General features: G+C 74.1%; 19 protein-coding genes, 1 tRNA gene and 1 pseudogene. 8 read left to right on the forward strand and 13 right to left on the reverse strand.

The features are described from left to right. From BUB17_RS18090 to BUB17_RS28295, 7 genes and pseudogenes are all read right to left on the reverse strand, one after another. Positions 1 to 241, reverse strand: a pseudogene (locus BUB17_RS18090) (ISL3 family transposase); the annotation flags it as partial. Between the two features lie 224 nt (positions 242 to 465). Further along, positions 466 to 597: a hypothetical protein gene (locus BUB17_RS28290; protein WP_280173889.1), complete on the reverse strand. Its 132-nt coding sequence runs from the start codon at positions 595 to 597 to the stop codon at positions 466 to 468. Between the two features lie 273 nt (positions 598 to 870). Continuing rightward, positions 871 to 941 (reverse strand) — tRNA-Gly (locus BUB17_RS18095). Between the two features lie 16 nt (positions 942 to 957). After that, positions 958 to 3,732, reverse strand: a complete 2,775-nt coding sequence (locus tag BUB17_RS18100; protein ID WP_072920085.1) for an ATP-binding protein — start codon at positions 3,730 to 3,732, stop codon at positions 958 to 960. 64 nt (positions 3,733 to 3,796) lie between these two features. Next, the gene (locus BUB17_RS18105; protein ID WP_244277350.1) at positions 3,797 to 4,762 is read right to left on the reverse strand and encodes a methyl-accepting chemotaxis protein; all 966 of its coding nucleotides are present in this window, start codon (positions 4,760 to 4,762) and stop codon (positions 3,797 to 3,799) included. Between the two features lies 1 nt (position 4,763). Next, positions 4,764 to 5,339 carry a PAS domain-containing protein gene (locus tag BUB17_RS18110; RefSeq protein WP_208983467.1) on the reverse strand — a complete coding sequence of 192 codons (576 nt, stop codon included), beginning with the start codon at positions 5,337 to 5,339 and terminating at the stop codon, positions 4,764 to 4,766. A 147-nt stretch (positions 5,340 to 5,486) separates the two neighbouring features. After that, positions 5,487 to 8,225, reverse strand: coding sequence for a S8 family serine peptidase (locus BUB17_RS28295; protein WP_175561407.1), 2,739 nt, complete (start codon positions 8,223 to 8,225; stop codon positions 5,487 to 5,489). A gap of 154 nt (positions 8,226 to 8,379) precedes the next feature. Between BUB17_RS28295 and dcd the strand changes: the two genes are divergently transcribed. Next, positions 8,380 to 10,020 carry a dCTP deaminase gene (gene dcd / locus BUB17_RS28590; protein ID WP_072920087.1) on the forward strand — a complete coding sequence of 547 codons (1,641 nt, stop codon included), beginning with the start codon at positions 8,380 to 8,382 and terminating at the stop codon, positions 10,018 to 10,020. On the opposite strand, the gene BUB17_RS18125 is transcribed toward dcd, so the two are convergent. Beyond that, a complete protein-coding gene (locus tag BUB17_RS18125; RefSeq protein ID WP_072920088.1) occupies positions 9,986 to 11,242 on the reverse strand; it encodes an MFS transporter in 1,257 nt (418 codons plus the stop codon). The two genes, dcd and BUB17_RS18125, sit on opposite strands and share 35 nt — an antisense overlap. A 233-nt stretch (positions 11,243 to 11,475) precedes the next feature. Then, the gene (locus BUB17_RS18130) at positions 11,476 to 13,764 is read right to left on the reverse strand and encodes a (Fe-S)-binding protein (protein WP_072920089.1); all 2,289 of its coding nucleotides are present in this window, start codon (positions 13,762 to 13,764) and stop codon (positions 11,476 to 11,478) included. Positions 13,765 to 14,122: 358 nt separating this feature from the next. Between BUB17_RS18130 and BUB17_RS28445 the strand changes: the two genes are divergently transcribed. From BUB17_RS28445 to BUB17_RS18160, 7 genes are all read left to right on the forward strand, one after another. Further along, positions 14,123 to 14,371: a type IV toxin-antitoxin system AbiEi family antitoxin domain-containing protein gene (locus BUB17_RS28445; protein WP_348537049.1), complete on the forward strand. Its 249-nt coding sequence runs from the start codon at positions 14,123 to 14,125 to the stop codon at positions 14,369 to 14,371. Then, a complete protein-coding gene (locus BUB17_RS18135; protein WP_244277352.1) occupies positions 14,284 to 15,102 on the forward strand; it encodes a hypothetical protein in 819 nt (272 codons plus the stop codon). The genes BUB17_RS28445 and BUB17_RS18135 overlap by 88 nt, the downstream gene beginning before the upstream one ends. Before the next feature lie 263 nt (positions 15,103 to 15,365). Next, complete coding sequence (dnaK, locus tag BUB17_RS18140; protein WP_072920091.1) at positions 15,366 to 17,249, forward strand: molecular chaperone DnaK; 1,884 nt, start codon at positions 15,366 to 15,368, stop codon at positions 17,247 to 17,249. Continuing rightward, positions 17,246 to 17,950, forward strand: coding sequence for a nucleotide exchange factor GrpE (gene grpE / locus BUB17_RS18145; RefSeq protein ID WP_072920092.1), 705 nt, complete (start codon positions 17,246 to 17,248; stop codon positions 17,948 to 17,950). Before dnaK ends, grpE begins: the two co-directional genes overlap by 4 nt. 19 nt (positions 17,951 to 17,969) lie before the next feature. Then, complete coding sequence (gene dnaJ / locus BUB17_RS18150) at positions 17,970 to 19,181, forward strand: molecular chaperone DnaJ (protein ID WP_072920093.1); 1,212 nt, start codon at positions 17,970 to 17,972, stop codon at positions 19,179 to 19,181. Continuing rightward, positions 19,178 to 19,636, forward strand: a complete 459-nt coding sequence (locus BUB17_RS18155; RefSeq protein WP_072920094.1) for a heat shock protein transcriptional repressor HspR — start codon at positions 19,178 to 19,180, stop codon at positions 19,634 to 19,636. Before dnaJ ends, BUB17_RS18155 begins: the two co-directional genes overlap by 4 nt. 74 nt (positions 19,637 to 19,710) lie before the next feature. After that, positions 19,711 to 20,178 (forward strand): MarR family winged helix-turn-helix transcriptional regulator, encoded by a 468-nt coding sequence (locus tag BUB17_RS18160; protein ID WP_072920130.1) that lies wholly within the window; start codon positions 19,711 to 19,713, stop codon positions 20,176 to 20,178. 220 nt (positions 20,179 to 20,398) lie between these two features. Here the strand turns inward: BUB17_RS18160 and BUB17_RS18165 are convergent, their stop codons facing one another. The 4 genes from BUB17_RS18165 to BUB17_RS18180 form a co-directional block, all read right to left on the reverse strand. Continuing rightward, on the reverse strand, positions 20,399 to 22,198 hold the full coding sequence (locus tag BUB17_RS18165; protein WP_072920095.1) for an L-lactate permease: 1,800 nt from the start codon (positions 22,196 to 22,198) through the stop codon (positions 20,399 to 20,401). Positions 22,199 to 22,337: 139 nt separating this feature from the next. Continuing rightward, positions 22,338 to 23,969, reverse strand: coding sequence for a glycolate oxidase subunit GlcF (gene glcF / locus BUB17_RS18170; protein ID WP_175561408.1), 1,632 nt, complete (start codon positions 23,967 to 23,969; stop codon positions 22,338 to 22,340). Next, positions 23,970 to 25,157: an FAD-binding oxidoreductase gene (locus BUB17_RS18175; RefSeq protein WP_072920096.1), complete on the reverse strand. Its 1,188-nt coding sequence runs from the start codon at positions 25,155 to 25,157 to the stop codon at positions 23,970 to 23,972. Further along, positions 25,157 to 26,689, reverse strand: a complete 1,533-nt coding sequence (locus tag BUB17_RS18180; protein WP_083606419.1) for an FAD-linked oxidase C-terminal domain-containing protein — start codon at positions 26,687 to 26,689, stop codon at positions 25,157 to 25,159. The genes BUB17_RS18175 and BUB17_RS18180 overlap by 1 nt, the downstream gene beginning before the upstream one ends. Between the last annotated feature and the right edge of the window lie 2 nt (positions 26,690 to 26,691).

The following is a 26,691-nucleotide window of genomic DNA, read 5'->3' on the forward strand; positions in this document are numbered from 1 at the left end:
GCACGAGTACCTCCAGCGTCGTGGGGCGCCAGCCCAGCGGCTCGTGCGCCAGCCGTCGCAGGACGGTGTCGCGCGGTGTGCCCTCGCAGCCGCAGCGCCGGCACCACTGGTCGGGTTCCACGACACGGCACGCCAGCACCGCACGATCGGGCTCGAGCCGCTGCCCGAGCACCTCCAGGCCGAGCTCGTCCAGGCGGCAGAACGTGGTCAGGTCGGGGCGAGCGAAGGTAGCGTCAGGCACGTCGAGGTCTTCCGGATGGGCAGTGTGAGAACTTCCATCCTCGGGAGGCCTCGACGTCTATCCCAGGACCGACGCGCCAGCCCGATCTACACCCTCAACTGCGAAGAGCCTGAAAACCTCCCCCTTCAACGATCTCCGATTGCTTCGCTCGCGGCCGAGATGCCGCGAGCGCGCTCACGAACGCCGGTCGAATCAGGCTCAAGGCCGGAGCTGCGGATCGCCTGCTACAGGGCTGCGACGACCTCCTGCTCTGCCCGACCGGCGAACGCCCGCTCGACCTCCTTGAGGGCACGGTCGTGGTACTCCATGGCGCTGCCGCGCGGCTGTCGACCGGGGTCACCGTGGAAGGTCGTCATGCCTCGACGCTACGGCCTCGACCTGGCCGGGGAACGGCGACGCCCCGTGAAGATCTGCCCGGCGGGAACGCGTGACCGATGTTGGTCACGGCGAGCGGCACGCATCTCCGCATGAGGGCCTCACCTGCGCATAGAGACCTCTTGGCGTGACCTATCCATGACCTACGCGGCGGAAAACAGAGGGTCGCAGGGGGCTGGAACGGGCCGTTCAGACGATCCTCCGGTACTCCTCCGGAGGACCCAACAGCAGCCCTGACCTGCAGCTTTACGCGGAGCGGGTGACGAGAATCGAACTCGCACTGTCAGCTTGGGAAGCTGATGTTCTGCCATTGAACTACACCCGCGGAGTGCGACCCGAGCTTACCGGAGCGCCCCGTCGGAGGGGAGCGGGGGGCCGCCCGCGCGGATGACGACGGTGGTGCCGGCCGGGCTCGGCGTCGCCGTGACGTCCCCGACCGCGCTCATCAGCATCGAGCCCCGGCCGCGGTCCATGCTCGGCACCCGCTCCCGCCACCGGCCGTGGTCGCGGACGGCGACCTCCACCCGGACGCCGGCGACCTCGACCCCGACGTCGATCACCGGCTCGGCGGGGTCCTGGGCGTGCTCGATGGCGTTCGTGGCCGCCTCGCACGCCGCCAGGACCAGGTCGTAGGCGAGGTCCTCGTCCAGGCGGGCCTCGGCGAACAGGGTCCGCAGCCGCCGGCGCAACGCCGGAACGGACGACGTGGTGGCCGGGAAGCGCCAGTGCCGGCGGAGGGCGGCCTTCGCGGGGGCTCCGGAGCCCCGCCGCGCGGCCTGGTCCCCGGCGGCAGGTGCAGCCACCGGTGGGGTCATCGGCGGGCGCGGGCGGGGCGGCACCGAGGGCGGTCCGCCCCCGTCGGCCGCAGCCGCGCCGGACGGGACAGCCGCGCCGGACGGGACAGCCGCGCCGGCCGGGAGCTCCGCGCCGCGGTCGGCGGGGCGGGCACCGGTCGCGCGCCCGGCGGCGCGCTCGACGACGGCGCGCAGCCGTCCGATCAGTTCGGCGGACTCGAACGGCTTGGCCAGGTAGTCGTCCACCCCGGCGTCGAACCCCTCCACGGCGGCCTCCTGGCCGGCGCGGGCGGTGAGCATGACCACCGGGACGTCGCGCAGGGCGGGATCGGCCCGCAGGGCGCGCAGCAGGTCGAAGCCGTCCAGCCCGGGCATCATCACGTCGGTCACGACGACGTCGGGCCGCGCGGCCCGCACCGCGTCGAGTGCCTCCTGGCCGTTGGTCGCCGTCCGGACGGTCCAGATCGGTGCCAGCAGCCGCGTCAGGTAGGCGCGCATGTCGGCGTTGTCGTCCACGACCAGGACGCTGGTGCCCGGGGTGCTGGCCGGCGTCCGCGGGGCCGCGCCGTCCGTGACGTCGTCCCACGGGGTCACCACGCCGCCGCGCGAGGAGGTCGAGGGGGCGGCCGGCGGGCCCGCCGGGGCGTCGGGTTCCCCGAGGGGGAGCCGGACCGTGAAGGTGCTGCCGGCGCCGGGCTCGCTGGTGGCCCCCACCTCGCCGCCGTGCAGGGCGACCAGCTCGCGCACGAGGGCCAGGCCCAGCCCGCTGCCCTCCCGGCTGCGCGCGGCGGTTCCGACGCCGCGGTGGAACCGTTCGAACAGGCGTGGCAGCTCGGCGGCGGGGATCCCGACCCCGGTGTCGGACACCTGCAGCACCAGGTCGTCGCCGTCGGTCCGCAGGACGACGTCGATGCCGCCGACGAAGGTGTACTTGACCGCGTTGGCGACCAGGTTGAGGACGACCTTCTCCCACATCCGCGGGTCGACGTACGCCGGCCGGCCCAGCGGCGGGCAGTCGACGGTGAGCCGCAGGCCGGCGCGCTCGGCTGCGGCCCGCAGCACCCCGGCCAGCTCGGCGGTGTAGGCGGCCACGTCGGTCTCCACCCGCACCGCCGACGCCCGGCCGGCCTCGATGCTCACGAACTCCAGCAGGTCGTTGACCAGCCGCTGCAGGCGCTGCCCGTTGCGCAGCGCCAGGGTGAGCGACTCGCGGACGCCCCCCGGCAGCGCCGGCCCGTGCTCGGCGAGCGTGTCGGCGATCGGCCCGAGCAGCAGGGTGAGCGGGGTGCGCAGCTCGTGGCTGACGTTGGCGAAGAACGCCGTCTTGGCCTGGTCCAGCTCGACCAGCGCCTCGGCCCGGGCGCGCTCCTCGGCGTAGGCACGCGCGTTGCGGACCGCGGCGGTGAACTGGCCGGTCAGCAGCTCGTGGAAGGAGCGGTGCTCCCCGTCCAGCGCTCGGTTGGGGTTCAGGCCGACGACCAGCGCCCCCACGCCGTCGCCGTCCGGGTCGCCCAGGGGCAGCACGGCGGCCTCGGTGACCGGGTCGCCGAACGGCCCGCCGGGAACGCCCAGGGCGCTCACCGCCGGGGGCAGCAGCTCGCCGGGCGTGGCGGCCACCTCCGGGAGCAGCGCGGGGTCGCAGCCGACCGTGGCGGTGCGGCGCAGCCCGGTGCCGGGGGTGTCGAGGTAGACGGCGGCGAACGGCACGTCGAGGGGGTGACCGGCCAGCGCGGCGGTCATCGCCGTCACCGTGGCCGTCTCGTCGGCCAGCTCACCGGTCGAGGTCGCGACGTCGTGCAGGAGCCGCTGCCGGCGCTCGGCCAGCACCTGCCGCGTGACCTCGGTGCAGACCGCGTGCATGCCCGCGACCCGGCCGTCGTCTCCGTAGGCGGGGGCGTGGGAGACGGTGAAGTAGGTCTCCTCGCGGTAGCCGGCGCGCTCGAGGAGCAGCAGCAACTGCGGGATCCAGGAGGCCTCGCGGGCGGCCATGGCGTGCTCCACCGGCTCCTGCAGTGCCGCCCAGCCCTCGGCCAGGGTTCCCCGGAGGTCGTCACCGATGGCGCCGGGGTGCTTGGTGCCGATCAGCGTCGCGTACGCGTCGTTGTAGAACTGGGTGTAGCCGGGCCCCCAGGCCAGGATCATCGGGAACCGCGACACCAGCACGGTGCGCACCGCGTGCCGCAGGCTGGCCGGCCAGCCCCCGACCGGCCCCACCGGCGTGGCGGCCCAGTCGAAGGCGGCCATCAGCCGGCCGTTCTCGCCGCCGTCGCGGAAGAGCTCGTCGTCCCCCGGGGCGGGGGACGGGGAGGGCCCTGCGCTCACGTGCGGCCCCCTTCCGCGTGCTGCTCCCCGGCCCTCCCGACGCGGCCCGAACGGTACCCCGGTGTCAGCGGCGCATCGCCGCCAGGAAGCCGGTCGCCTCCGAGCGCAGCCGTTCGGCCAGCTGGGACAGGCCGGTGACGTCGTGGCCGCCGGGCCCGAGCGACGCCGAGCCGTCGACCGCGGCGGCGATCCCGTCCACGACGCCGTTCATCTCGGTGACCGTCGTCCCGACCCGGGTCATGACGGCGGCGACCTCCTCGCAGGCCGCCCGGACCTGCTCGACCTGGGCGGTCACCCGCTCGGTCGCCCGGCCGGTCTGGTCGGCGAGGTCCTTGACCTCGGAGGCCACGACGGCGAAGCCCTTGCCGGCCTCGCCGGCCCGGGCCGCCTCGATGGTCGCGTTCAGGGCCAGCAGGCGCGTCTGGGCGGCCACGGAGTCGATCAGCGCGATGACGTCGCGGATCTCGGTAGCCGACCGCGTGAGCGCGGTCATCGTCTCCTGGGCGGTCTCCGCCTGGGCGCTCGCGGCCGACGCCGCGCTGGCCAGCCCCGAGGCCGAGGCGCTCATCTCCGTCGAGGCGGTGGCCACCTGCTCGGAGGTGGAGAGGACGACGGTCTCGAACTCGTCGGCCAGTCGCAGTCGGGCGCTGGTGGCCTCGGTGACCCGGCCCGCGGTGGCCTGCATGGCGTCGCGGGCGGCGTTGATGTCGGCAGCCCCCTTCCGGTAGCCGCCGGCCAGTCCGGCGAGCAGCACCGAGCGGTGGAAGCGGCCGCCCGCCGCCGAGGTCAGCACGGCCGAGGCCTCGCGCACGAACGCGTCGGAGACGTCGAGCACGCGGTTGACGCCGTCGTTGAGCGCCTGCAGCTCCGGCACGCTCCCCACGCCCGGCGCCGGGCGGCTGCGGGCCTCCATGTCGCCGCGGGCCGCGGCCCGGCAGGTCTCGGTCAGCTGCCGGACGAACGCGCGGTACACCGCCAGCTCATCGGCGTCGCTGCGCCGTCCGGCGTCGGGTCGCCTGCGGATGCCCACGTCAGCGCTCCTCACGGTTGATGACCGACCAGACGAACTCCTCGTAGGACTCCGCCTGCGCGGCGACCAGCTCGTCGAGCAGCCGGGAGGAGGCGGTGACGGCGGCCTTGGCCGTCGGGTGCCGCCGCTCCTCGGCCAGCAGCTGCTCGTAGAGCGGGACGACCGTGCGGATCGCGCCCGGGGAGGGGCGGCGCCGGTTCGAGTGGTAGCCGACGATCCCGCCGTCGGGTCCGTACGACGGCGTGACGTGGGCGAGCACCCAGTAGTGCGCGCCGTCGGAGGCCAGGTTGTTGATGTAGGCGAACAGCTCGCGGCCCTCCGAGAGGGTCTGCCACAGCAACGCGAAGACGGCGCGGGGCATCTCGGGGTGCCGGATCAGGTTGTGCGGCCGGCCGATCACCTCGTCCAGCTCGTAGCGGCTCACCCGCAGGAAGACGTCGTTGGCGTAGGTGATGACGCCGCGGAGGTCGGTCTTGGAGACGATCAGCTCGTCGGGCGCGAAGGTGCGCGCCTCCCCGGTGGGGCGGGGGCCACGGCCGACCTCCCGTGCCGCCGGTCGCGCCTGGATCTCCGGCAAGGGTCCTCCCACGGGTCTGGACGCAGTCGTCCTCTCCGTCATCGGCAGGACGGCCGGGCGATCCAGTCGGGCCCGTCGCTGCGGGGAACGACCGGGCCACCGGCCGGACGGGTGTCCGGCCGGTGGCCCGGTGGGAACGCCCGCGCGTCAGACGCGGATCCCGCGGCAGGACACCGAGCAGTCGGTCGACCAGACCGTCCGCAATCCGGCGAAGACCGCGCTCCGGACGAGCCGCAGTCCGCCGGCGCCGGTGCGCACGTCGGACGAGGAGCCGCCGCCGGCGCCCGCGGAGCCGTCGGTGCCGCTGCCGGCACCGCCACCGGTGCCGGGCGCGCCGCCACCCGTGCCGGACCCGCCACCGGAGCCGCCCGGCGTGCTGCTGCCGGGTGCCGTGCCGCCGGGGGAGGCGGTGTAGGTCAGCGCCGCGGTCAGCACCGAGTACCGGCCGTCCGGGGCGAAGACGTGCACGTCGTACACGCCCGCGGCCCGGGCGGGCACCCGGACGACGACCTCGGTCGGCGACGAGCGGACCACGGTCGCCGCCGCGCTGTCCCCGATGCGGACCCGCGGGTTCGCCGGCAGGGCCGCGCCGGTGATGGTCACCAGGGTGCCGCCCGCCGTGCCGACCCGGGCCGGGCTCAGCGAGGTGATCCCGAACGGGCCGACCGACGGGTAGACGTGCTGGCCGCCGGGGGTCGGGCTGCCGGAGCCACCCGGGCTCCCGGACCCGCTGGGAGTGTCCGGGGACGTCGGCGTCCGGGTGCCCGAGGGCGCGTCCGGGACGACGGGCGTCGTGCGGCCGGACGGCGCGTCCGGGCTGCCGGAGCCGCCGCCGGCGCCGCCCGACCCCGGGCCGGCCGGACCCGACCCACCGGACCCGCTGCCGCCGGAGCCACTGGCCCCGCTGCCGCCGGAGCCGCTGCCGTCGGAGCCGCCGTCCCCCGACCCGGCACCGCCCGATCCGGAGCCGCCGGTCCCCGAGCCGTCCGGGCCACTGCCGCCGGAGGCGGACCGGTCCGTCCCGCCGGTCCCGGAGCTCCCCGGGTCCGAGCCGCCCGAGCCCGAGCCACCCGAGCCGGAGCTCCCCGAGCCGGAGCCGGATGAGCCGGGGCCGGGCGAACCCGACGGGCCGCTGCCCGGGGCGTTCCCGCTCCCGCCCGGCGCGGGAGCCACCGTCGTCCCGACGACCAGGGGGGCGGCGAAGGTGCGCCCGACGGCCGTGCCGTCGCGGTCGAGCTGGACGGTGAGCACGTAGCGGCCGTCGCCGAGCTCCACGGAGGGGGCGAGGGCGAGATCGGCCGGGCCGGCCGCGCGGCCGAGCGGGAAGCGCGCCGTCCCGGTGTCGTCGGTCGCCAGCGTGGTGCCGCCGACGGTGAGCGCCGCGCCGGACACGGCCCAGACCTCGCCCTCGTGCTCCATGCCCAGGCCCAGCGTGACGCCGTAGTCGCCGGCCACGGCCGGGCCGGCCGCGGCGACGCCGGGGGAGACCACCCCGGCGGGGGCCGACATCGAGGTGAACGTGTAGGAGACGGTGTCCCCGGCGCGGGCCGGCAGGCGGCTCAGCGAGAGCCGGCCACCGGTGACCGACGTCCCCGCGAAGCCGGCGACCGGGTCCACGTCCTCGAGCAGGGCCTGGCGCAGCTGCTGTGGCGTCGCGGCCGGCATCGCCTGCCGGTAGAGCGCCACCGCGCCGGCGACCTGCGGGGAGGCGATCGACGTCCCGTTGATCAGCCGGTAGCCGCCGTCGTTCCAGGTGGTGAAGACGATCGTGCCCGGAGCGTGGAGGTCGACCGAGCGGGCGCCCCACGCGGAGAAGTCGCTGCGGGTGTCCGACGCCGTCGAGGAGCCGACCGTCACGACGTTGGCCTCGGTCAGGCTGGCCGGGTAGAGCGGGGCGGCGTCCCGGTCGCGGGCGTCGTTGCCGGCCGCGACGACGACCACCACGCCCTTGCTCGCGGCGTAGGCGACCGCCGAGCGCAGGTTGTCCAGCGCCCAGCCACCGGCCGGGCCGCCCCACGAGGCGTTGACGACGTCGGCGCCGTGGTCGGCCGCGTAGCGGATCGCCTCGGCGCCCAGGGTCAGGTCGACCGACCCGCCGCTGCCGATGACCAGCGGCATGATCGTCACGCCGGGGGCCACGCCCGCGGTGCCCAGGCCGTTGCCGGCGCGGGCGCCGACGGCACCGGCGACGCTCGCGCCGTGGGTGCCGCCCGCCCCGTTGTCGACGTCGGCGCTGTTGGTCGTGAAGTTCCAGCCGTGGCAGTCGCCGGCCATGCCGTTGCCGTCGCGGTCGGTGGGGCCGCACGGCTCGGCCGGGTTGGTCCACAGCGCGCCGGCCAGGTCGGGGTGGTCGGAGTCGTAGCCGGTGTCGACGACGGCGACGACCACGCCCTCGCCCGTGCCGGCCTCCCAGCCGGTGGTGACGTCGTCGTCCGCGTCGACCCGCGCCGGCTGGTTGTAGGCGTTGGTGCCGGTGTTCTCCAGGTTCCAGCCGTACTGCGGCCAGTAGGGGTCGGCGACCGTGCCGGCGGCCACGGGCACCGCCGGTGAGTACTCGGCGTCGGCGACACCGGGCAGCGCCTCCAGGTCGTGCGGCGCGAGACCCTCGGTCGCCACCAGGGCGCGGTCGGCCCCGACCGGCTGGGCGTTGACGACGCCGTCGGCGAGGGCGACCGCCTGGGCCAGGTCGGCCGGCGCGACACCCTCGTCGGCGGTGAGCACGTAGCGGGTCAGCCCGTCGCCGGGGCCGAAGTCGGAGACCAGCGGCACGGCGGGGGAGGCGAGAGCGCTGTAGGCCGCGGCGCCGGCGTAGCCGGCGACCGAGGCGGAGACGAGCACGACCGCCAGGGCGCCGCGACGCAGCGGGGCTCCTCGGGACTGGGACACGGACCCTCCACTCCACCGGGACCGCGGCCCCGGGTCAGAGCCGGCCCAGAAGGGAGCCGGCGGGAGGGGATCGGCGTCCGGGTGCGCCGGGTTGAGGGCTCGCCGGCCGGGTTCGCCCGGAGTGGTGAGCGGAGGCGTCCCTAGACTCCGCCGCATGCTGCTGTCCGACCGCGACATCACGGCCGCGATCTCCGAGGGCCGCCTGGGCATCGAGCCCTACGACAAGGCCCTGGTGCAGCCCTCGAGCATCGACGTCCGGCTGGACCGCTTCTTCCGCGTCTTCAACAACGCGCGCTACACCCACATCGACCCCGCGCAGCAGCAGGACGACCTGACCACGCTGGTCGAGCCCGACGGCGAGGAGCCGTTCGTGCTGCACCCGGGTGAGTTCGTGCTCGGCTCGACGCTCGAGGTCGTGAGCCTCCCGGATGACCTCGCAGCACGGCTGGAAGGCAAGGCGTTGGCCCTGGAGACCCAGGTGCCGACCCCCACCGGCTGGAAGACGATGGGCGATCTCTCCGTCGGCGACGAGGTCTTCGGCGAGAGCGGCATGCCGTGCCGGATCGTGGCCGCCACGGAGGTGATGGTCGGCCGGCCGTGTCGTGAGGTCGAGCTCAGTGACGGTTCCCTGTTCACAGCCGACGCCGCTCACCTGTGGGTGACGACCAGCAAGCAGGAGCGCCGCACCGGCCGACCCCGGACGTCGTCGGCGAAGACCACGGACGAGATCGCCGCCACCCTGCGCTACGGCCAGGAGCTCAGTCACCACATCGCACTGGCCGGAGCCGCGCAGTACCCGACGGCGGATCTGCCCATCGACCCCTACGTCCTCGGTTACTGGCTCGGCGATGGTGCGAGCACCGAGGGGGAGATCACCGTCGGCCGTGGTGACGAGGAGGTCCTCGCCTCCTTCGAGGCCGCGGGGTACCGCGTGTGGCCGGCGACCGCCCCGTCGGCGTACCGGCTCGGCGGTGCCGTCCGCGGCGACGACCACGCACACCGGCACGGTGCGGGCGGGCGGTTCGCCGGCAACGGCTCGTTGAGCAGCCACCCCCGTGCTCTCGGCCTGCTGGGGGACAAGCAGGTGCCCGCCGCCTACCTGACCGGCGACGTCCAGCAGCGGCTGGCGCTCCTGCAAGGCCTCATGGACTCCGACGGGTACGTCGACGAGCAGGGCCGCTGCGAGTTCGTCAACACGCGCGAGGACCTCTCCCGGGCGGTGCACGAACTGGCGGCGAGCCTCGGCCTGCGACCGACCCGCCGGAAGAAGCGGGCGATGCCGAACGGCATCGACTGCGGCCCGGCCTTTCAGGTGACGTTCACGCCGCGGCTGCCGGTGTTCCGGTTGACCCGCAAGCTGGCCCGACTCAAGACCGACAGCCGGGGTCACGAGCACCGCAGCGTGCGCGCCGTCAGGGAGGTGCCGACCGTGCCGGTGCGGTGCATCCAGGTGTCGGCTCCGAGCGGCATGTTCCTGATCGGGGACAGCTACGTCCCCACCCACAACTCCTCGCTGGGGCGTCTCGGACTGCTGACCCACTCCACTGCGGGCTTCGTCGACCCGGGCTTCTCCGGGCACATCACCCTCGAGCTGTCGAACGTGGCCAACCTGCCGATCACGCTGTGGCCGGGCATGAAGATCGGCCAGCTGTGCATGTTCCGGCTGACCAGCCCCGCCGAGCACCCGTACGGCTCGGCGGTCTACGGCTCCCGCTACCAGGACCAGCGCGGCCCGACGCCGTCGCGGTCCTTCCGGAACTTCACCCGGGCCGAGACGCGGCGTCCGGCTCCCTGACCGCCCCGGCCGCGCGGGCGGCCACCTCGTCGTCGACGAACCGCTCCCGGGTGGCCACCCAGCCGGTGGCGGTCAGTGCCACGACGCCGGTGAGGGCGACGGCGAACATGCCGGCGTAGCTGCCGGTCGCGCCCAGCAGGACGCCGGCCAGCAGCGGCCCGCCGCCGGCGAGCACGTACCCCCACCCCTGGACGACGGTGGACAGCGCGGCCGTGGCCTCCGGCGTGCGAGCGCGCAGGCCGATGAGCGCGAGCACCATGGCGAAGGTGCTCATGCCGACCGCGAGCAGGCTCATCCACAGCCACGGGACGGTCCGCGGGGCGAGCATCAACCCGATCCAGCCGCCGACGTAGCAGGCGCTGAAGACCACCAACAGCGGCCGCTGCAGGCGCGGACGCACCGCCAGGGGCGGGACGATCGCGTTGAGCGGCACGACCACCACGGTGTTGACGCCGAGCAGCAACCCGGCGGTGCCGGCATCCAGCCCGGAGTCGCGCAGGTACTGGGCCGTCCAGCCGATGATGAGGTAGGCCTGCATCGCCTGGAACCCGAAGAAGGCGGCCAGGGCGACCGCCGTGGGGCTGCGCGTCAGCGAGCGCAGCGGCATCGGGGCGCGCGTCGTCTGGGAGGCGCCCGGCCGCGGCCGCACCGCGAGCCACGGCAACGCCGCCAGCAGCGCGGGGAGCGCCCACACCCCGAGGGCCCAGCGCCAGCCGGCGTCCCCGGCGGCCGCCGCGATGGGCGCGGCCGACACCGAGGCGACCGCCCCGCCCGCGGCCATGGCGGTGCCGTAGGCGCCCACGAGCAGCCCGGTGCGCGCCGGGAACCACCGCTTCACCAGGCTGGGCAGCAGCACGTTGCCCAGCGCGCCGCCGGCCATCGCCAGCACGGTGCCGGCGACGAAGAGCCAGAACGGCCCGGCCACCGCCCGCACCACCAGGCCCGCGGCCATCGCCAGCAGGGCGCCGGCCAGCACGTGCCCGTCGCGGAACCGCGCGGCCAGCGGCGGCCCGGCGAACCCGATGACGGCGAAGCAGATGAGCGGCAGGCTGGTCACCAGCCCGGTCAGGCCGCTGGAGATGCCCAGCCCGGACTGCAGCTCCTGCAGCACCGGGCCGACGCTCTGGACCGCCGTCCGCAGGTTCAGCCCGGTGAGGACGATCGCCGTCCCGACGAGCAGCAGCCCCCGGCGGGAGGAGGCGGGGGCGGCGGTGCGGGGCACCCGGTGATGGTCCCGCCCCGGTGCGGGTCGTCCGGCAGCGGGGGCCGTTCCCCCGTCCGACGACGGCGGCGCGTGCCCCCGCCCGGGGACACGCGCGCCGCCGTCGCGGTGGTTCGGCCCGCCCCCCTGGGGCCCTCTCGCAGGGGCCCGCCGCGAGCCTGGGGACGTACTGGAACGGCTCCCTCGCAGGGCCGCGCCGCGGGCCTGCGAGGGGTGGGGGCGAAGGGGTCCTCCTACTGCGCGCCGTGCTCCGTCGCCGCCGAGCCGGTGCCGGCGACGTCGTCGTCCTTCGTCCCGACGTCCGCGCCGTGCTCGGTACCCGGCGTGCCGACCGGGGCCAGCGAGCGCAGCAGGATCTGGCTGACGTCGAGCACCTCGACGTGCTCGCCGGCCCCGCCGTTCTGCTTCTTGGTCGTCAGCGCGTCGCTGAGCATCGTGATGCAGAACGGGCACGCGGTGGAGATGACGTCCGGATCGAGGTCGAGCGCCTCCTCGGTGCGCTCCATGTTGATCCGCTTGCCGATCTTCTCCTCCATCCACATGCGGGCGCCGCCGGCGCCGCAGCAGAAGCCGCGGTCCTTGCAGCGGTGCATCTCCTGGGTGGAGAGGCCCTGGACGGACTCGAGGATCTCCCGCGGCGGCGTGTAGACCTTGTTGTGCCGGCCGAGGAAGCACGGGTCGTGGTACGTGACCTTGCGGTCGACCGGCGTGACCGGGGTCAGCCGGCCGTCGGCCACCAGCTGGTTGAGCAGCTGGGTGTGGTGGACAACCTCGTAGTCCCCGCCGACCTGCGGGTACTCCCGGCCCAGCGAGTTGAAGCAGTGCGGGCAGGTGGTGACGATCTTGCGCATGCCCGGCACGCGGCCCTCGAAGACGCCGTTGAGCGTCTCGACGTTCTCCTGGGCGAGCATCTGGAAGACGAACTCGTTGCCCATGCGGCGGGCCGGGTCGCCCGAGCAGGTCTCGCCCGAGCCGAGGACGGCGAACTCGACGCCGGCGGTGTGCAGCAGCTCCGCGACGGCCTTGGTGACCTTCTTGGCCCGGTCGTCGATGGCCCCGGCGCAGCCGACCCAGAACAGGTACTCGACGTCGAGGGGCAGCGGGCCGTCGGCCTGCCGGACCTCGAAGTCCAGGTCCTTCATCCAGTCCTCGCGCGTACTGGGGCTGACGCCCCAGGGGTTGCCGCGGTTCTCCAGGTTGCGCAGCATCACGCCGGCCTCGGAGGGGAAGTTGGACTCGATGAGCACCTGGTAGCGGCGCATGTCCTCGATGTGGTCGATGTGCTCGATGTCGACCGGGCACTGCTCGACGCAGGCGCCGCAGTTGGTGCAGCTCCACAGCACGTCGGGGTCGATGACCCCGCCCTCCTCGAGGGTGCCGACGAGCGGACGGTGGGCCTGCGCGTCGTTGGTGCCCTCGATCCGGGCGTAGCCCGAGGCCCAGACCTGCTCGTCGCTGGGCTTGAGGACGTCGTAGTCGGGCGCGGTCTCGCTCGCCGTCTTCTCGCCGAGCAGGTACGGGGCCTTGGCGTACAGGTGGTCCCGCAGGTCCATGACCACCATCTTCGGCGACAGGGGCTTGCCGGTGTTCCACGCCGGGCACTGGCTCTGGCACCGCCCGCACTCGGTGCAGGTGGTGAAGTCGAGCATCCCCTTCCAGGTGAAGTCCTCGATCTTGCCGCGGCCGAAGGTGGCGTCCTCGTCGGGGTCCTCGAAGTCGATCGGCTTGCCGCCGGAGGTCATCGGCTGCAGCGGGCCGAGGGCGACGCTGCCGTCGTCGTGGCGCTTGAAGTAGATGTTGAAGAACGCGCTGAACCGGTGCCACGCGACGCCCATGTTGAGCAGCCGGGAGACCACGACCAGCCAGACCAGCGATGCCACGATCTTGACGAAGGCGATGACGCTGACCAGGTCGGGGTTGGCCGGGAACAGGTTCGACAGCGCGCTGGAGACCGGGTGCGACCAGGTGGGCGCCTCGACCAGACCCGCCGAGATCTTGGCCGCGCGGATGCTCAGGATGCACACGCCGACGATGAGGACGATCGCCTCGACGAAGTAGCCGCGGCCCTCGTTGGAGCCGGCGAAGCGGCTCTGGCGACCCTGGCGGCGCGGGTGGTCGAGCTGGCGCCGGACGATCAGGTACAGGATGCCCAGCACCGTGCCGGTGCCGATGACGTCGACGAACAGGTTCCACAGGCCCCACTCGCCGATCAGCGGCAGGTGGAACGCCGGGTTCCAGACCTCGCCGAAGGCCTCGACGAGGGTGAGGAACAGGCCGTAGAAGCCCAGGAACACGAACCAGTGGGCGACGCCGATCGACGACCACTTGAGCATCCGGGTGTGCCCGAGCGACTCCACGACCAGCGTCTTCAGTCGCGGACCCACCGGGCCGGTGCGGGTGCTGTCCGGCTGCCCGGTCCTGATGATGCGAACCATGGCCCGGACCGCCCGGTAGGCGAACACCACCGACACGATCAGGAAGATGACGCTGATCGTCCCCAGGACGACCTGCAAGGGGCCCATCGAAATCCCTCCCGGACGCCCGGAGGCGTCGGTTGATCCCCCGCCCGCCACGGCGGCGGGTGGACTCGCCGCCGTCGAGCGGACCGCGCGTGGGCACCTGCGCCCGCGCCCGTCGGACGATAGCCGTCCGGCGCACAGGCTACTCGCCGGTAACCCGCTCGCCGCAGCGTCCGCGCGCCCGCTGGGGTTGCCTCCGAAGATCAGCTGAGCTGGTCATCGTGGGTCCTGGCTCACCTCTGGTGCCGAGCCAGGACCCGAGCAGCTGAGTCAGGAGTGCGCTGTGCACAGATGTCCGGCGCCCGTTCCGCGGCCGCCGCGGCCGATCCACAGTCCTTCCGTGCACCCAGCTCTGCGCGTCGTGGCCGACCGCCAGTTCGGCGCCTTCGCCTCCGAGGACGCCATCCGAGCCGGCTACACCCCCGAGGAGGTGCAGTCAGAGGTCTCCCGAGGTCGCTGGGTCCGGCTGCGGCGCGGTGTGTACGCCGAGCGGGCCGTCTGGCGGCGGTGGAGGCGGACCCGGTGGGCAGGCACCGGCTGGAGTGCGCGGCGGTGCTGGTCCGGCTCCGCGGGCGACCCGTGGTCAGCCATGCCTCGGCCGCACGGCTGAGCGGCATCGTCGTCCCGTCGTCCGGCCCGGAGGTCGTCCGCCTCACCGATGAGGTCCAGTGGCGACGCGGGCGGGGCTACGAGGTCGCCCGCGCCACGCTGCTGCCGTCCGAGGTGCATGCGCTCGGCGCTTTCAAGATCACTGCGTCCGCCCGCACGCTGGTCGACTGTGCGCGATATTGGCCGCTGGAGGACGCCGTCGTGGCGATGGACGCCGCCCTCAACGCCGGGCTGTCGTCGCACGCGGACCTCACGGACGCGGTGCTGGCGCAGCGGCACTGGGCCGGGATCGGCGACGCAGCGCGAGCGGCGAACCTGGCCGACGCCCGCGCCGAGTCCCCGCTCGAGACGCTCGGACGACTGCGCATCCTGGCGAGCGGCCTGCCCGCGCCCGAGCTGCAGGTGGAGATCCGTGACGCCCGGGGCTTCGTCGCGCGGGTGGACGCCTGGTACGAGGAGGCGGCCGTGGCGGTGGAGTTCGACGGGCTGGTCAAGTACGAGGCGCCTCGGGACGGCCGGTCGCCGGCGCGGGTGCTGTGGGAGGAGAAGCGCCGCGAGGACCGCCTGCGCGATCTCGACATCCGGGTACTGCGGGTCGTGCGGGCAGACCTGGGGCCCGCGTGGGAGCGGGCGGGCGGACGTCTCGCTGCACTGCTGGCGACGCCGCTGACCGGGCCACGCCGCTTCGTCGTCGTCCGCGACGTCGTCGTGCCGTCCTGGCGGTCGGCCTGACGTCCCGAGGGCGTCCGGGTTCACCACCGCGGGTCCTGGCTCAGCACCAGTGGTGAGCTCGGACGCGGGACGATCAGCTGAGCTGATCATCGGTCACGAGCGCGGACCGGCGACGGTGGGAGGGATTCCGGCACCCGGGAACACTCCGCCGCGGGCTGCCGTTAGGGTGGGCAGGAAAGTTGAGTGGACCCCGCGCAAGGCGGGCACCCGGCTCCTACCCGGACCAGTACCACCCCGGAACACACGGAAGAGAGGCCAGCTCCATGACTCGAGCGGTCGGTATCGACCTCGGCACCACCAACTCCGTCGTCACCGTCCTGGAGGGCGGCGAGCCGACGGTCATCGCGAACTCCGAGGGCTCGCGCACCACCCCGTCGGTCGTCGCGTTCGCCAAGAACGGCGAGGTCCTCGTCGGTCAGTCGGCCAAGAACCAGGCGGTCACCAACGTCGACCGCACCATCCGCTCGGTCAAGCGCGAGATGGGCACCGACTGGAGGTCGCCGGAGATCGACGGCAAGCGCTACACGCCGCAGGAGATCAGCGCCCGCGTCCTGCAGAAGCTGAAGCGGGACGCCGAGACCTACCTGGGCGAGCCGGTGACCGACGCGGTCATCACCGTCCCCGCCTACTTCGAGGACGCGCAGCGCCAGGCCACCAAGGAGGCCGGTGAGATCGCGGGCCTCAACGTCCTGCGCATCGTCAACGAGCCGACCGCGGCCGCACTGGCCTACGGCCTGGACAAGGGCGAGACCGAGCAGACGATCCTCGTCTTCGACCTCGGTGGTGGCACCTTCGACGTCTCCCTGCTGGAGATCGGCGAGGGCGTCATCGAGGTGAAGGCCACCGCCGGTGACAACCACCTCGGTGGTGACGACTGGGACGAGCGGGTCGTCAAGCACCTGGTGCAGACGTTCAACGCGCAGACCGGCATCGACCTGTCGAAGGACAAGCTGGCCATGCAGCGGCTCCGCGAGGCCGCCGAGAAGGCCAAGATCGAGCTGTCCGGCGCGCAGTCGACCAACGTCAACCTGCCCTACATCACCGCCGGCGCCGAGGGCCCGCTGCACCTGGACGTCACGATCACCCGTGCCGAGTTCCAGCGGCTGACCCAGGACCTGCTCGACCGCGCCCGGGCGCCGTTCAACCAGGCGATCCGCGATGCCGGCATCTCCGTCGGCGAGATCGACCACGTCGTCCTCGTCGGTGGCTCGACCCGCATGCCGGCCGTCACCGACCTGGTGCGTGAGCTGACCGGCGGCAAGGAGCCCAACAAGGGCGTCAACCCCGACGAGGTCGTCGCCATCGGCGCCGCCCTGCAGGCCGGCGTCCTCCGCGGTGAGGTCAAGGACGTCCTGCTGCTCGACGTCACCCCGCTCTCCCTGGGCATCGAGACCAAGGGCGGGATCATGACCAAGCTCATCGAGCGCAACACCACGATCCCGACCAAGCGCTCCGAGATCTTCACGACGGCCGACGACAACCAGCCGTCGGTGCAGATCCAGGTCTTCCAGGGCGAGCGCGAGATGGCCATGTACAACAAGAAGCTCGGCATGTTCGAGCTGACCGGTCTGCCGCCGGCGCCGCGTGGCGTCCCGCAGATCGAGGTGGCCTTCGACATCGACGCGAACGGCATCGTGCACGTGTCCGCCAAGGACCTCGGCACGGGCAAGGAGCAGTCGATGACCATCACCGGCGGCTCGGCCCTCCCCAAGGAGGACATCGAGCGGATGATGAAGGACGCCGAGGCGCACGCCGAGGAGGACAAGCGCCGCCGCGAGGAGGCCGAGACCCGCAACCTCGCCGAGTCGCTGCAGTACCAGACCGAGAAGTTCCTGGCCGAGAACGGTGACAAGATCCCGGCCGACAAGAAGGAGGAGCTCGGCGAGGCCCTCACCGAGCTGCGCTCCGCGCTCGGCGGCTCGGACATCGCGGCGATCAAGGCGGCCCAGGAGAAGGTCGCCCGGGTCTCCCAGGAGGTCGGCGGGGCGCTCTACGCCCAGCAGGCCGAGGCGGGGGCCGCGGGTGCCGGCGCCGCCGGTGACGCCGGCACGCCCGGCGGTGCGGCCGGTGGTGCCACCGGTGCGACCGCGTCGGACGACGACGTGGTCGACGCCGAGATCGTCGACGAGGACAACGACCGCCGATGACGGGCAGGGAAGAGGAGCCGCGGGTCGTCATCCGCGACAAGCGGCGCATCGACCCGACCAGCGGCACCGTGCGGGTGCCGGCCGGTGAGCAGCCGGCCGGCGCCCGCCCGGGCGCGGATCCAGCAGGGGAGCAGATGAGCGAGCACGAGGCCACCGTCGACGGCGGGCAGCCGGCGGTGGTGGACGACGACAGTGCCGGTGGTGACGTGGTCCGCCAGCTGGCGGAGCGGACCGAGGACCTGCAGCGGGTCACCGCGGAGTACGCGAACTACCGCCGCCGGGTCGACCGGGACCGCCAGCTCGTGGTGGACCAGGCCGCCGAGCGGTTCGCCACCCAGCTGTTCCCGATCGTCGACGACATCGAGCGGGCCCGGGACCACGGCGACCTGACGGGCGCCTTCAAGGTCGTGGCCGACCGCGTCCTGGGGCTGCTCGACGGCCTGGGGGTCGAGGCGTTCGGCAAGGCCGGTGACCCGTTCGACCCGGCGCTGCACGAGGCGGTCATGCACGACACCTCGGCCGACGTCCAGGTCCCGACGGCGACGACGGTGCTGCGGCAGGGCTTCCGCCGCGGCGACCGGGTGCTGCGGACGGCGATGGTCGCGGTCACCGACCCGGAGCCGGTGGCGGCCGCGTCCGCCGACGGCGCGACCGACGGGACCGTCCCCGCACAGCCGGGCGAGGGCCCGGCGTCCGACTGACCCGGAGAGGGGGCGCCCGATGAGCACCCGGGACTTCATCGAGAAGGACTACTACGCCGCTCTGGGCGTCGCCCAGGACGCCGACGCGGCGGCCATCAAGAAGGCCTACCGGCAACTGGCCCGTGACCTGCACCCGGACAAGAACCCGGGCAACGCGGACGCCGAGGCCCGGTTCAAGGACGTCTCCGAGGCCTACGACGTCCTCTCCGACCCGAAGCGGCGGGCCGAGTACGACGAGGCCCGCCGCCTGTTCGGGTCCGGCGGGGCGGGCGCGCGGGCCGGCTTCCCCGGCGGGTTCCCCGGTGGGGCGGGCGGCGGCCAGCCGTTCGACCTCGGCGACCTCTTCGGCGCCGCGGGCGGCAGCCGCACCGGCGGTGCCGGCGGGCTCGGCGACCTGTTCGGAGGTCTGTTCGGCGGTGGTGGCGGGGCCGGGTCGGCCAGGGCGCGCAGCCAGGCGGCGTCCGGCCCGGCCCGCGGCCAGGACGTCGAGACCGAGGCGACGCTCTCCTTCGAGGAGGCCATCCTCGGCGTGACGGTGCCCCTGCGGATGCAGAGCCCCGGCACCTGCCCGACCTGCTCGGGCTCCGGCGCCCGGCCGGGCACCAGCCCGCACACCTGCCCGGTGTGCCAGGGCGCCGGCGTGACCAGCCGCAGCCAGGGGGCGTTCGCCTTCTCCGAGCCGTGCCGCAACTGCCGCGGCACCGGCCAGGTCGTCGACGACCCCTGCCCGACCTGCGCCGGGAACGGCGTCACCAACCAGACCCGCACGATCACCGTGCGGATCCCGGCCGGCGTCAAGGACGGTCAGCGCATCCGGCTGGCCGGCAAGGGGGCACCCGGACGGCGCGGTGGCCCGGCCGGCGACCTGTTCGTCGTCGTCCACGTCTCCGAGCACGAGCTGTTCGGCCGCAAGGGCAACGACCTGACGCTGACCGTGCCGATCACCTTCGCCGAGGCCACCCTCGGGGCGACGCTGACCGTGCCCACGCTCGACGGCAACGTCACGCTCAAGGTCCCCGCGGGGACGGCGAGCGGGCAGACGCTCCGGGTGCGCGGGCGCGGCGTCCCCGGCAAGGGCCGGCCCGGGGACCTGCTGGTGACCGTCGAGGTGGCAGTGCCCAAGCGGCTCACGCCCGCCGCGGAGGACGCCGTCAAGGTGCTCGAGGCCGAGCTCGGCGACCCGCGTCCGCGGATCACCGCCGCGGTGCAGCAGCAGGGGGGTGCGCGGTGAGTCTCCCCGCCGACGGCGGCCGCGAGCAGGCCGGGGCCGGGCGCGCCGTCGCCGAGGACGCGCCGGTGTTCGTCATCTCGGTCGCCGCCGAGCTGGCCGGCATGCACGCCCAGACGCTGCGCCAGTACGACCGCCTGGGCCTGGTCAGCCCGGGCCGGACCCGAGGTGGTGGCCGGCGGTACAGCCCGCGCGACGTCGCACTGCTGCGCGAGGTGCAGCGGCTCTCCCAGGAGGACGGCGTCAACCTGGCCGGCATCAAGCGGATCATCGACCTGGAATCGCAGGTCGAGGCGCTGCAGCAGCGGGTGCAGGAGCTGCTCACCGAGGTGGAGATCGCGCAGAGCCGGGCCATCGCGGCCGAGTCGGCCATCCGGGCGGGCTACGGGCGTGACCTGGTGCCGCTGCGACCCTCCACCTCGGCGCTGGTCGTGTGGCGGCCCCGGACCGAGAGGTGACCGAGCGTGCCAGGTCACTCCGGGAGCAGAGCTCGTCGCGGGCCGGCACCGACGAGCGCCGGGGAGGCGGTGTCGTGACCGCGGTCGACCCCCACGAGGCCTACGTCCAGGTGGAGCGGGAGATCGGCCTGCTGCTGCGCCGCTCCCGCGCCATCTCCGCCCGTCTGGCCCGCGAGCTGCACCCCGACCTGGACGGTGCCGCCTACGGGTTGCTGGCGCTGCTGCAGGACGCCGGTCCGCTGCGCGCCAGCGACCTGGTGGCCTGGCTGGGTCTGGACAAGAGCACGGTGAGCCGCCAGGTGTCCTCGCTGGTCAACCTGGGCCTGGTCTCCCGCGAGGCCGACCCCGCCGACGGGCGCGCCCAGGTGCTCAGCACGTCCCCCGAGGGCGCGGCCCGGCTGTCCCGCATCCGGGACGCCCGCCGGGCCCGCTGGGAGGCCGACCTCTCGGACTGGCCGGCCGAGGACGTCGCCACGCTCGGCGAGCTGCTGGCCCGGCTGAACCGGCTGGGCGAAGCGCGCGAGGCGGAGAGCAGCCACTGAAGAACCCCGTCCTCCCACCCCTCGGAGAAGGACCCCCTGCCCCCACACCTCGTTGAAGGACCCCGTCCCTCTCACCCCTCGCAAGCTCCGGGGCGAGCCTCCGGACGGGGCCAGCGAGACCCTGCAGGAGGCCGGCGGAGCCCCCAACAGGGCCGGCCCGCCCCGCGACACGACAGCGCCCCCGTACCCAGCTGGGCACGGGGGCGCTGTCGTCAGCGGGTCAGCCGCCGGTCACCGGGTCGGGGACCATCCAGCCGAGCACCGGGGAGGCCTGCAGGACCACGATCAGGCACATCAGCAGCAGGAGCAGCATGCTCCAGCCGAACACCTTCCGGAACAGCTCGCCCTCCCGGCCGGCCATGCCGACCGCCGCGGCCGCGATGGCCAGGTTCTGCGGGCTGACCATCTTGCCCATGACGCCGCCGGAGGAGTTGGCCGCGGCCAGCAGCACCGGGTCGAGGCCGGCGTTGGTCGCCGCCTGCACCTGCAGCGCACCGAACAGCGCGTTGGCGGAGGTGTCCGAACCGGTCACCGCGACGCCGATCCAGCCCAGGATGGGGGAGAGGAAGGCGAAGAAGGCGCCGGTCTCGGCCAGCAGCCGGCCGAGGTGGCTGGTCATGCCGGACTGGTTGAGCACGTAGGCCAGCGCGAGCACCGCCATGACGGTGACGATGGCCCACTTGAGCTCGCGGTAGGTGTCGACGTAGGCCTTCAGCGCCCGTCCCGGCGAGATCCGCAGCACCAGCATGGTGAGGATGCCCGCGAAGATCATCAGGGTGCCGGCCGCGGGCAGCCAGTTGAACGAGTACGTCGTCGAGGCCAGTTCGGTGTCCGAGCCGGACGCGAACACGTTCAGGCCCGGCCAGGCGAACGACGTCGTCCACGGGGCCTCGGCCAGCGCGGCCTTCACCGGGCCCAGGCTGGCCAGCGAGAAGATGAGGATGATGATCAGGTACGGGGCGTAGGCCTTGATGACCTCGTTGCGGCTGTCGTCGACCACGGGCCCGTCCGCGCCGACCGCGGGAGCGTGCGGGTCCCGCGCGGCCTGGTCGCCCGGGGCGTCGCCGAGCTGCTCGCCGGCGGTGGCGCCCACGCCACCCCGCTCGCGCCCGCCGCCGGCTCCGCTGGCCGCGGTGCCGGCACCGCCGCCCCCACCGGCCAGCGTGGCTGCGGTGACCGGCTCGTAGGCGGCCTTGCGCATGCGGACGACGGCCACCACGGCGGCCGCGGCCACGAGCGCGGCGATGATGTCGGTCAGCGGCACCGAGATGTAGTTCGAGGAGACGAACTGGGCGACGCCGAACGCCACACCACCGACCAGCGCCTCGCGCCAGGTGTCGCGCAGCCCGCGCTTGCCGTCGACCACGAAGACCAGCACCAGCGGCACGAACGCGGCCAGGATCGGCGTCTGCCGGCCGGCCATGGCGCCGAGCGTGTCGACCGTGAGCCGGGCGTCGTCGCTGACACCGGAGGTCACCGTGGCCAGCGTGATGATCGGCGTGGCCAGCGCGCCGAAAGCGACGGGGGCGGTGTTGGCGATCAGCGCCACCGCCGCGGCCTTCATCGGCTGGAAGCCCAGCGCCATCAGCATGACCACGCTGATGGCGACCGGCGTCCCGAAGCCGGCCAGCGCCTCGAGCAGGGCGCCGAAGCAGAAGGCGATGATGATCGCCTGGATCCGCTGGTCGGGGCTGACCTTCTCGAACGACCGCCGCAGCACGTCGAAGTGCCCGGTGGCGACGGTGAGGTTGTAGACCCAGATCGCGTTGATGACGATCCACAGGATCGGGAAGAAGCCGAACGCGGCGCCCTCGGTCGCCGACAGGACGGCCTGCCCGACCGGCATCCGGAACGCCACGATGGCCAGGACGATCGCGACGGCCAGGGAGATGAGCCCGGCCAGCCACGCCTTGACCTTCAGCGCACCCAGCAGCACGAACAGGGTGAGCAGCGGGATCGCTGCCACCAGTGCGCTCAGTGCGAGTGACCCACCGACGGGGTCGACGACCTGCTCGAACAACGGAGCTCCTTCCCTCGGCGGTGAGGGCGCGAGGCTGGGTAGGGGGACGTGGGGCGGTTCAGTGTGGAGCAGAGCCGGCGCCCCTGCGGGGTCCCGCTGCGGGCGTGCGAGCAGCGGGACCCCGCAGGGGGGTCCTTCTTCACCCGTCCGAGGTGGCGGCCCGGGCCAGGGCGGTGCCGGGACCGGTGAGCGCCCGCTCGAGCAGGTCCTCGACGGGCACCCCGCGGATCGAGGCGTCGAGCACCTGGACGGTGTGCGCGACCGGCATCCGCTTTCCCATCCGGGCCAGCGTGGTCGCCACCTGCATCCAGCAGCCCGGGTTGGCGGTCACCATCAGGTCCGCGCCGGTGGCGAGGACGGCGGCCGCCTTGCGCTCGCCGAGCTCCCGTGCCGGCTCCGGCTGCAGCATGTTGTACGTGCCGGCGCTGCCGCAGCACAGCTCGGCCTCGGCGATCTGCTTGAGCTCCACGCCCGGGATCCCGCGCAGCAGCTTCCGCGGCTCCTCGCGGATGCCCTGCGCGTGGGCCAGGTGGCAGGCGTCCTGGTAGGCCACGGTCATCGGCAGCGGGTGCCGCTCGGCGACCGGGCCCATCTCGACGATGAACTCGCTGATGTCCCGGGACTTGCGGGCCAGCGCCTCGGCGCGCTCCGCCCACTCCGGCTCGTCGCGCAGCTGGTGCCCGTACTCCTTGATGTTCGAGCCGCAGCCGGCGGCGTTCACGACGACGTAGTCGACCCCGGCCTGCTCGAAGGTCTCGATCGTCCGCTTGGCGAAGTCGAGCGCCTGCTCCTCGCGGCCGCCGTGGCCGGGCAGGGCGCCGCAGCAGCCCTGCCGCCTCGGCGTGATGACGTCGCAGCCCTCGGCGGCCAGCACGCGCACGGTGGCGGCGTTCACGTCGGGGAAGAAGGTGCCCTGCACGCAGCCGGCGAGCAGCCCGACGACCGCCCGCCGCTGCCCCGCGGCCGGCGTCCGCTCGGGGACGCGCTCCACCGGGCCGAGCTTGGGTGCCAGCGACTCCATGGCCATCAACGGGCCCGGCAGCTTGCTCATCAGCCCGGTGCGGGTCAGCAGGCTGCCGAGCCGGCTGGCCTGGTAGGCGCGCAGCGGCCCGCGCAGCGCACGCAGCCGCCGCGGGTAGGGGAACAGGTTGTAGATGAGGTCGCGGTAGAACTTCTCCGCCCGCGACCGCTGGTAGCGCCGCTCGATCTGCGGGCGGGTGGCCTCGATGAGCTTGTCGTACTGGACGCCGGACGGGCAGGCGGTCACGCAGGCCATGCAGCCCAGGCACTGGTCGAAGTGCCGCACCATCGAGTCGTCGAGCGGCTCGCCCTCCAGCGCCTCCTTCATGAGGTAGATGCGCCCGCGAGGGCTGTCCATCTCCTCGCCCCAGAGCACGTAGGTGGGGCAGGTCGGCAGGCAGAACCCGCAGTGCACGCAGTCACCGATGAGCGCGGGGTCCGGCGGGTGGTGGTCGTCGAAGGCCGGCTGCACGGCCTGCCGCGTACTCGGCAGGCCGAGCAGGGTCGAGGTGCCCACGGTGGCGGCCCCGGTGCCGGCCGGCAGGTCGATGTCCTGGCCGATGTCGAGCGGACGGCGCGCCCCGACGACCGCGGAGGGGGCCTCGTCGGCCGCCCGGACGGCCCCGGTGGGCGCTCCGGCCGGCAGGTCGGCGACCGAGTCGCGCACGGGGCCGACGTTCGGGGAGGCGCCGGGGGACCCGGGCGGGGGCGCGTCGCCCTGGTCGTGGCTGCCCGGCGTGATCTCCGTCATCTACACCCCTCCGACGAACCGGCCCGGCGACATCCGCCGCTCGGGGTCGAACCTCTCCTTGACCCGCCGCATCAGGTCCAGCGAGTCGCCGACCGGCCCCCAGTGGTCCAGGGAGTCGCGGACGGCCTCGGGCGCACGCAGGACCACCGCCGTCCCGTCGTGCGGCGCGAGGGCGGCACGCAGCCGGGGCAGCGCATCGGCCGCCTCGGCGGCCGGCACGGCCGCGTAGGACACCCCCGTGGCGGCGTGCGCGGCCACCGCCGTACCGGCAGGCAGTGCGGCCAGCACCGCCGAGAGCGAAGCCGGCGCGTAGGCCAGCCGCAGCAGCACGTCGTCCGCCCCGCCGGGTCGCCGGCCGAGGTCCCCGGGCAGGTCCTCGGACTCCTCACCGCCACCCAGCAGGGCGACGGCGGCGCGCGCCTGCCCGGCCACCGACTCCGCGATCGACTCGAACAGCACGATCAGCCGGGCGGCTCCGCCGGCGCTGCCGACCAGCTCCACGGCCGACGGGGTGAGCGTCGAGCGGGCCAGCGCGATCGACAGCGGGCCGGCGGCCGCCGCGTCCGGCACCTCCAGCGTGACCACCCGGCGCGCGGGCGGCACCGGGTGCAGCCGCCAGGTGGTGGAGGCCACGACGCCGAGCGTTCCGTGCGCCCCCGTGAACAGCTTGCCGAGGTCGTACCCGGCGACGTTCTTGACGACCTTGCCACCGGCGTGGGCCACGGTGCCGTCGGCGAGCACGACGGTGATGCCGATGAGCAGGTCGCGGGTGGTGCCGTAGCGCAGGCGGCGCGGTCCCGACGCGTTCGCGCTCACGATGCCGCCCAGCGTGGCGCCGTCCTCGGGCGGGTCGAGACCGAGCAGCTGGCCGGCCTCGCCGACCTGCGCCTGCAGGTCCGCGAGACGGACCCCGGCCTCGGCGACGACGGTGAGGTCACCCGCCACGTGCTCGACGACGCGGTCCAGGCCGGTGAGGTCCACCAGCAGGTCGCACGACTCCGGCGGCGCGGCCCAGGTGAGCTTGCTGCGCCCGCCGACCGGGACGACGGCGCGACCCTCGGCGGCCGCGGCCCGCAGGACCTCGGCGACCTCCTCGACCGTGCCCGGCCGGACCACCTCGCGCGGCACCACGCCACCGACCGCGTCACCGGCGTCCCCCGGTCGGCGAGCGGCGGTCACCGCGGTCATCAGAAGACCTCGCCCAGGCCGGCGGCCTGCACCGGGTGCTCGCCCTTGCGGACGCCGGGCCGCTCGCCGCACAGCCGCGGGGTCGGGAAGACCTTGCCCGGGTTGGCGATGCCGTCGGGGTCGAAGGCGCACCGCAGCAGCTGCATCGTGTCGAGGTCCTCGGGAGTGAACTGCTTGGCCATCTTCATGCGCTTCTCGCTGCCCACCCCGTGCTCGCCGGTGATCGAGCCGCCGGAGGTGACGCAGAGCTCGAGGATGTCGCCGGCCAGCTCCTCGGCCTCGTGCGCCTGGCCCTCGACCGCGTCGTCGAAGAGCACCAGCGGGTGCAGGTTGCCGTCGCCGGCGTGGAAGACGTTGGCCACGCGCAGGCCCTTCTCGTCGGCCATGCGCTTCATCTCGGTGAGCACCTCGGGCAGCTTCGTGCGGGGGATGACGCCGTCCTGCACGAAGTAGCTCGGACTGATCCGGCCGACCGCCGCGAACGCCGACTTGCGGCCCTTCCACATCAGCGCCCGCTCCGCGTCGTCGGCCGCGATGCGGGTCTCGAAGGCGTTGCGGGCCCGGGCGATCTCCTCGACCTGCGCGAACTGGGCCTCGACCTCCACGCGCGGGCCGTCCAGCTCGATGACCAGCACCGCCACCGCGCCCTCGGGGTAGCCGCAGCTCACCGCGGCCTCGGCGGCCTCGATGGCCAGCGCGTCCATCATCTCGACGGCGGCGGGGAGGATCCCGGCCGCGATGATGTCGCTGACCGTGCCGGCGGCGTCCTCGACCGAGGAGTAGCCCACCAGCATGGTCTGCACCGCCTCCGGCACCCGGATCAGCCGCAGGGTGAGCTCGGTGGCCACGCCCAGGGTGCCCTCGCTGCCGATGAAGGCGCCCAGCAGGTCGTAGCCGGGGTGCTCGGGAGCCCGCCCGCCGAGGTGGACGACCTCGCCGTCGGGCAGCACCACCTCGGCGCCGAGGACGTGGTTGACCGTGAAGCCGTACTTGAGGCAGTGCGCGCCCCCGGCGTTCTCGGCCACGTTGCCGCCGATCGAGCAGACCAGCTGGGACGACGGGTCGGGTGCGTAGGCCAGGTCGTGGGGCGCCGCGTCCCGGGTGACCCACAGGTTGATGACCCCGGGCTCGACGGTGACCTGGCGGTTGTCCGCGTCCACCGGGGACAGCGTGCGCAGCCGCGACAGCACCAGCAGCACGCCGTCGGCACTCGGCAGCGCGCCGCCGGACAGGCCGGTGCCCGAGCCGCGCGCCACGAAGGGGACGCCGGCCTCGGCGCAGAGCCGGACGGTGTCGACGACGTGCTGCCGGCTCTCGGCCAGCACCACGATCGCCGGGGTGACCTTGAAGTTGGCCAGCCCGTCGCACTCGTAGGTGCGGACCTGGGTGCGGTCGGTCAGCACCCGCTCGGTGCCGACCGCGCGCCGGAGCCGGTCGGCCAGGGCGGCGGTGCGATCGGAGCGGACCGGTTCGGCGACGGCGGTCCCGGCGGTGGTGGTCCCGGCGGTGGTCGTCCCGGCGGTGGTGGTCATGG

It is taken from the genome of Geodermatophilus obscurus, from assembly GCF_900143215.1.
GTDB classification, from domain to species: Bacteria; Actinomycetota; Actinomycetes; order Mycobacteriales; family Geodermatophilaceae; genus Geodermatophilus; species Geodermatophilus obscurus_A.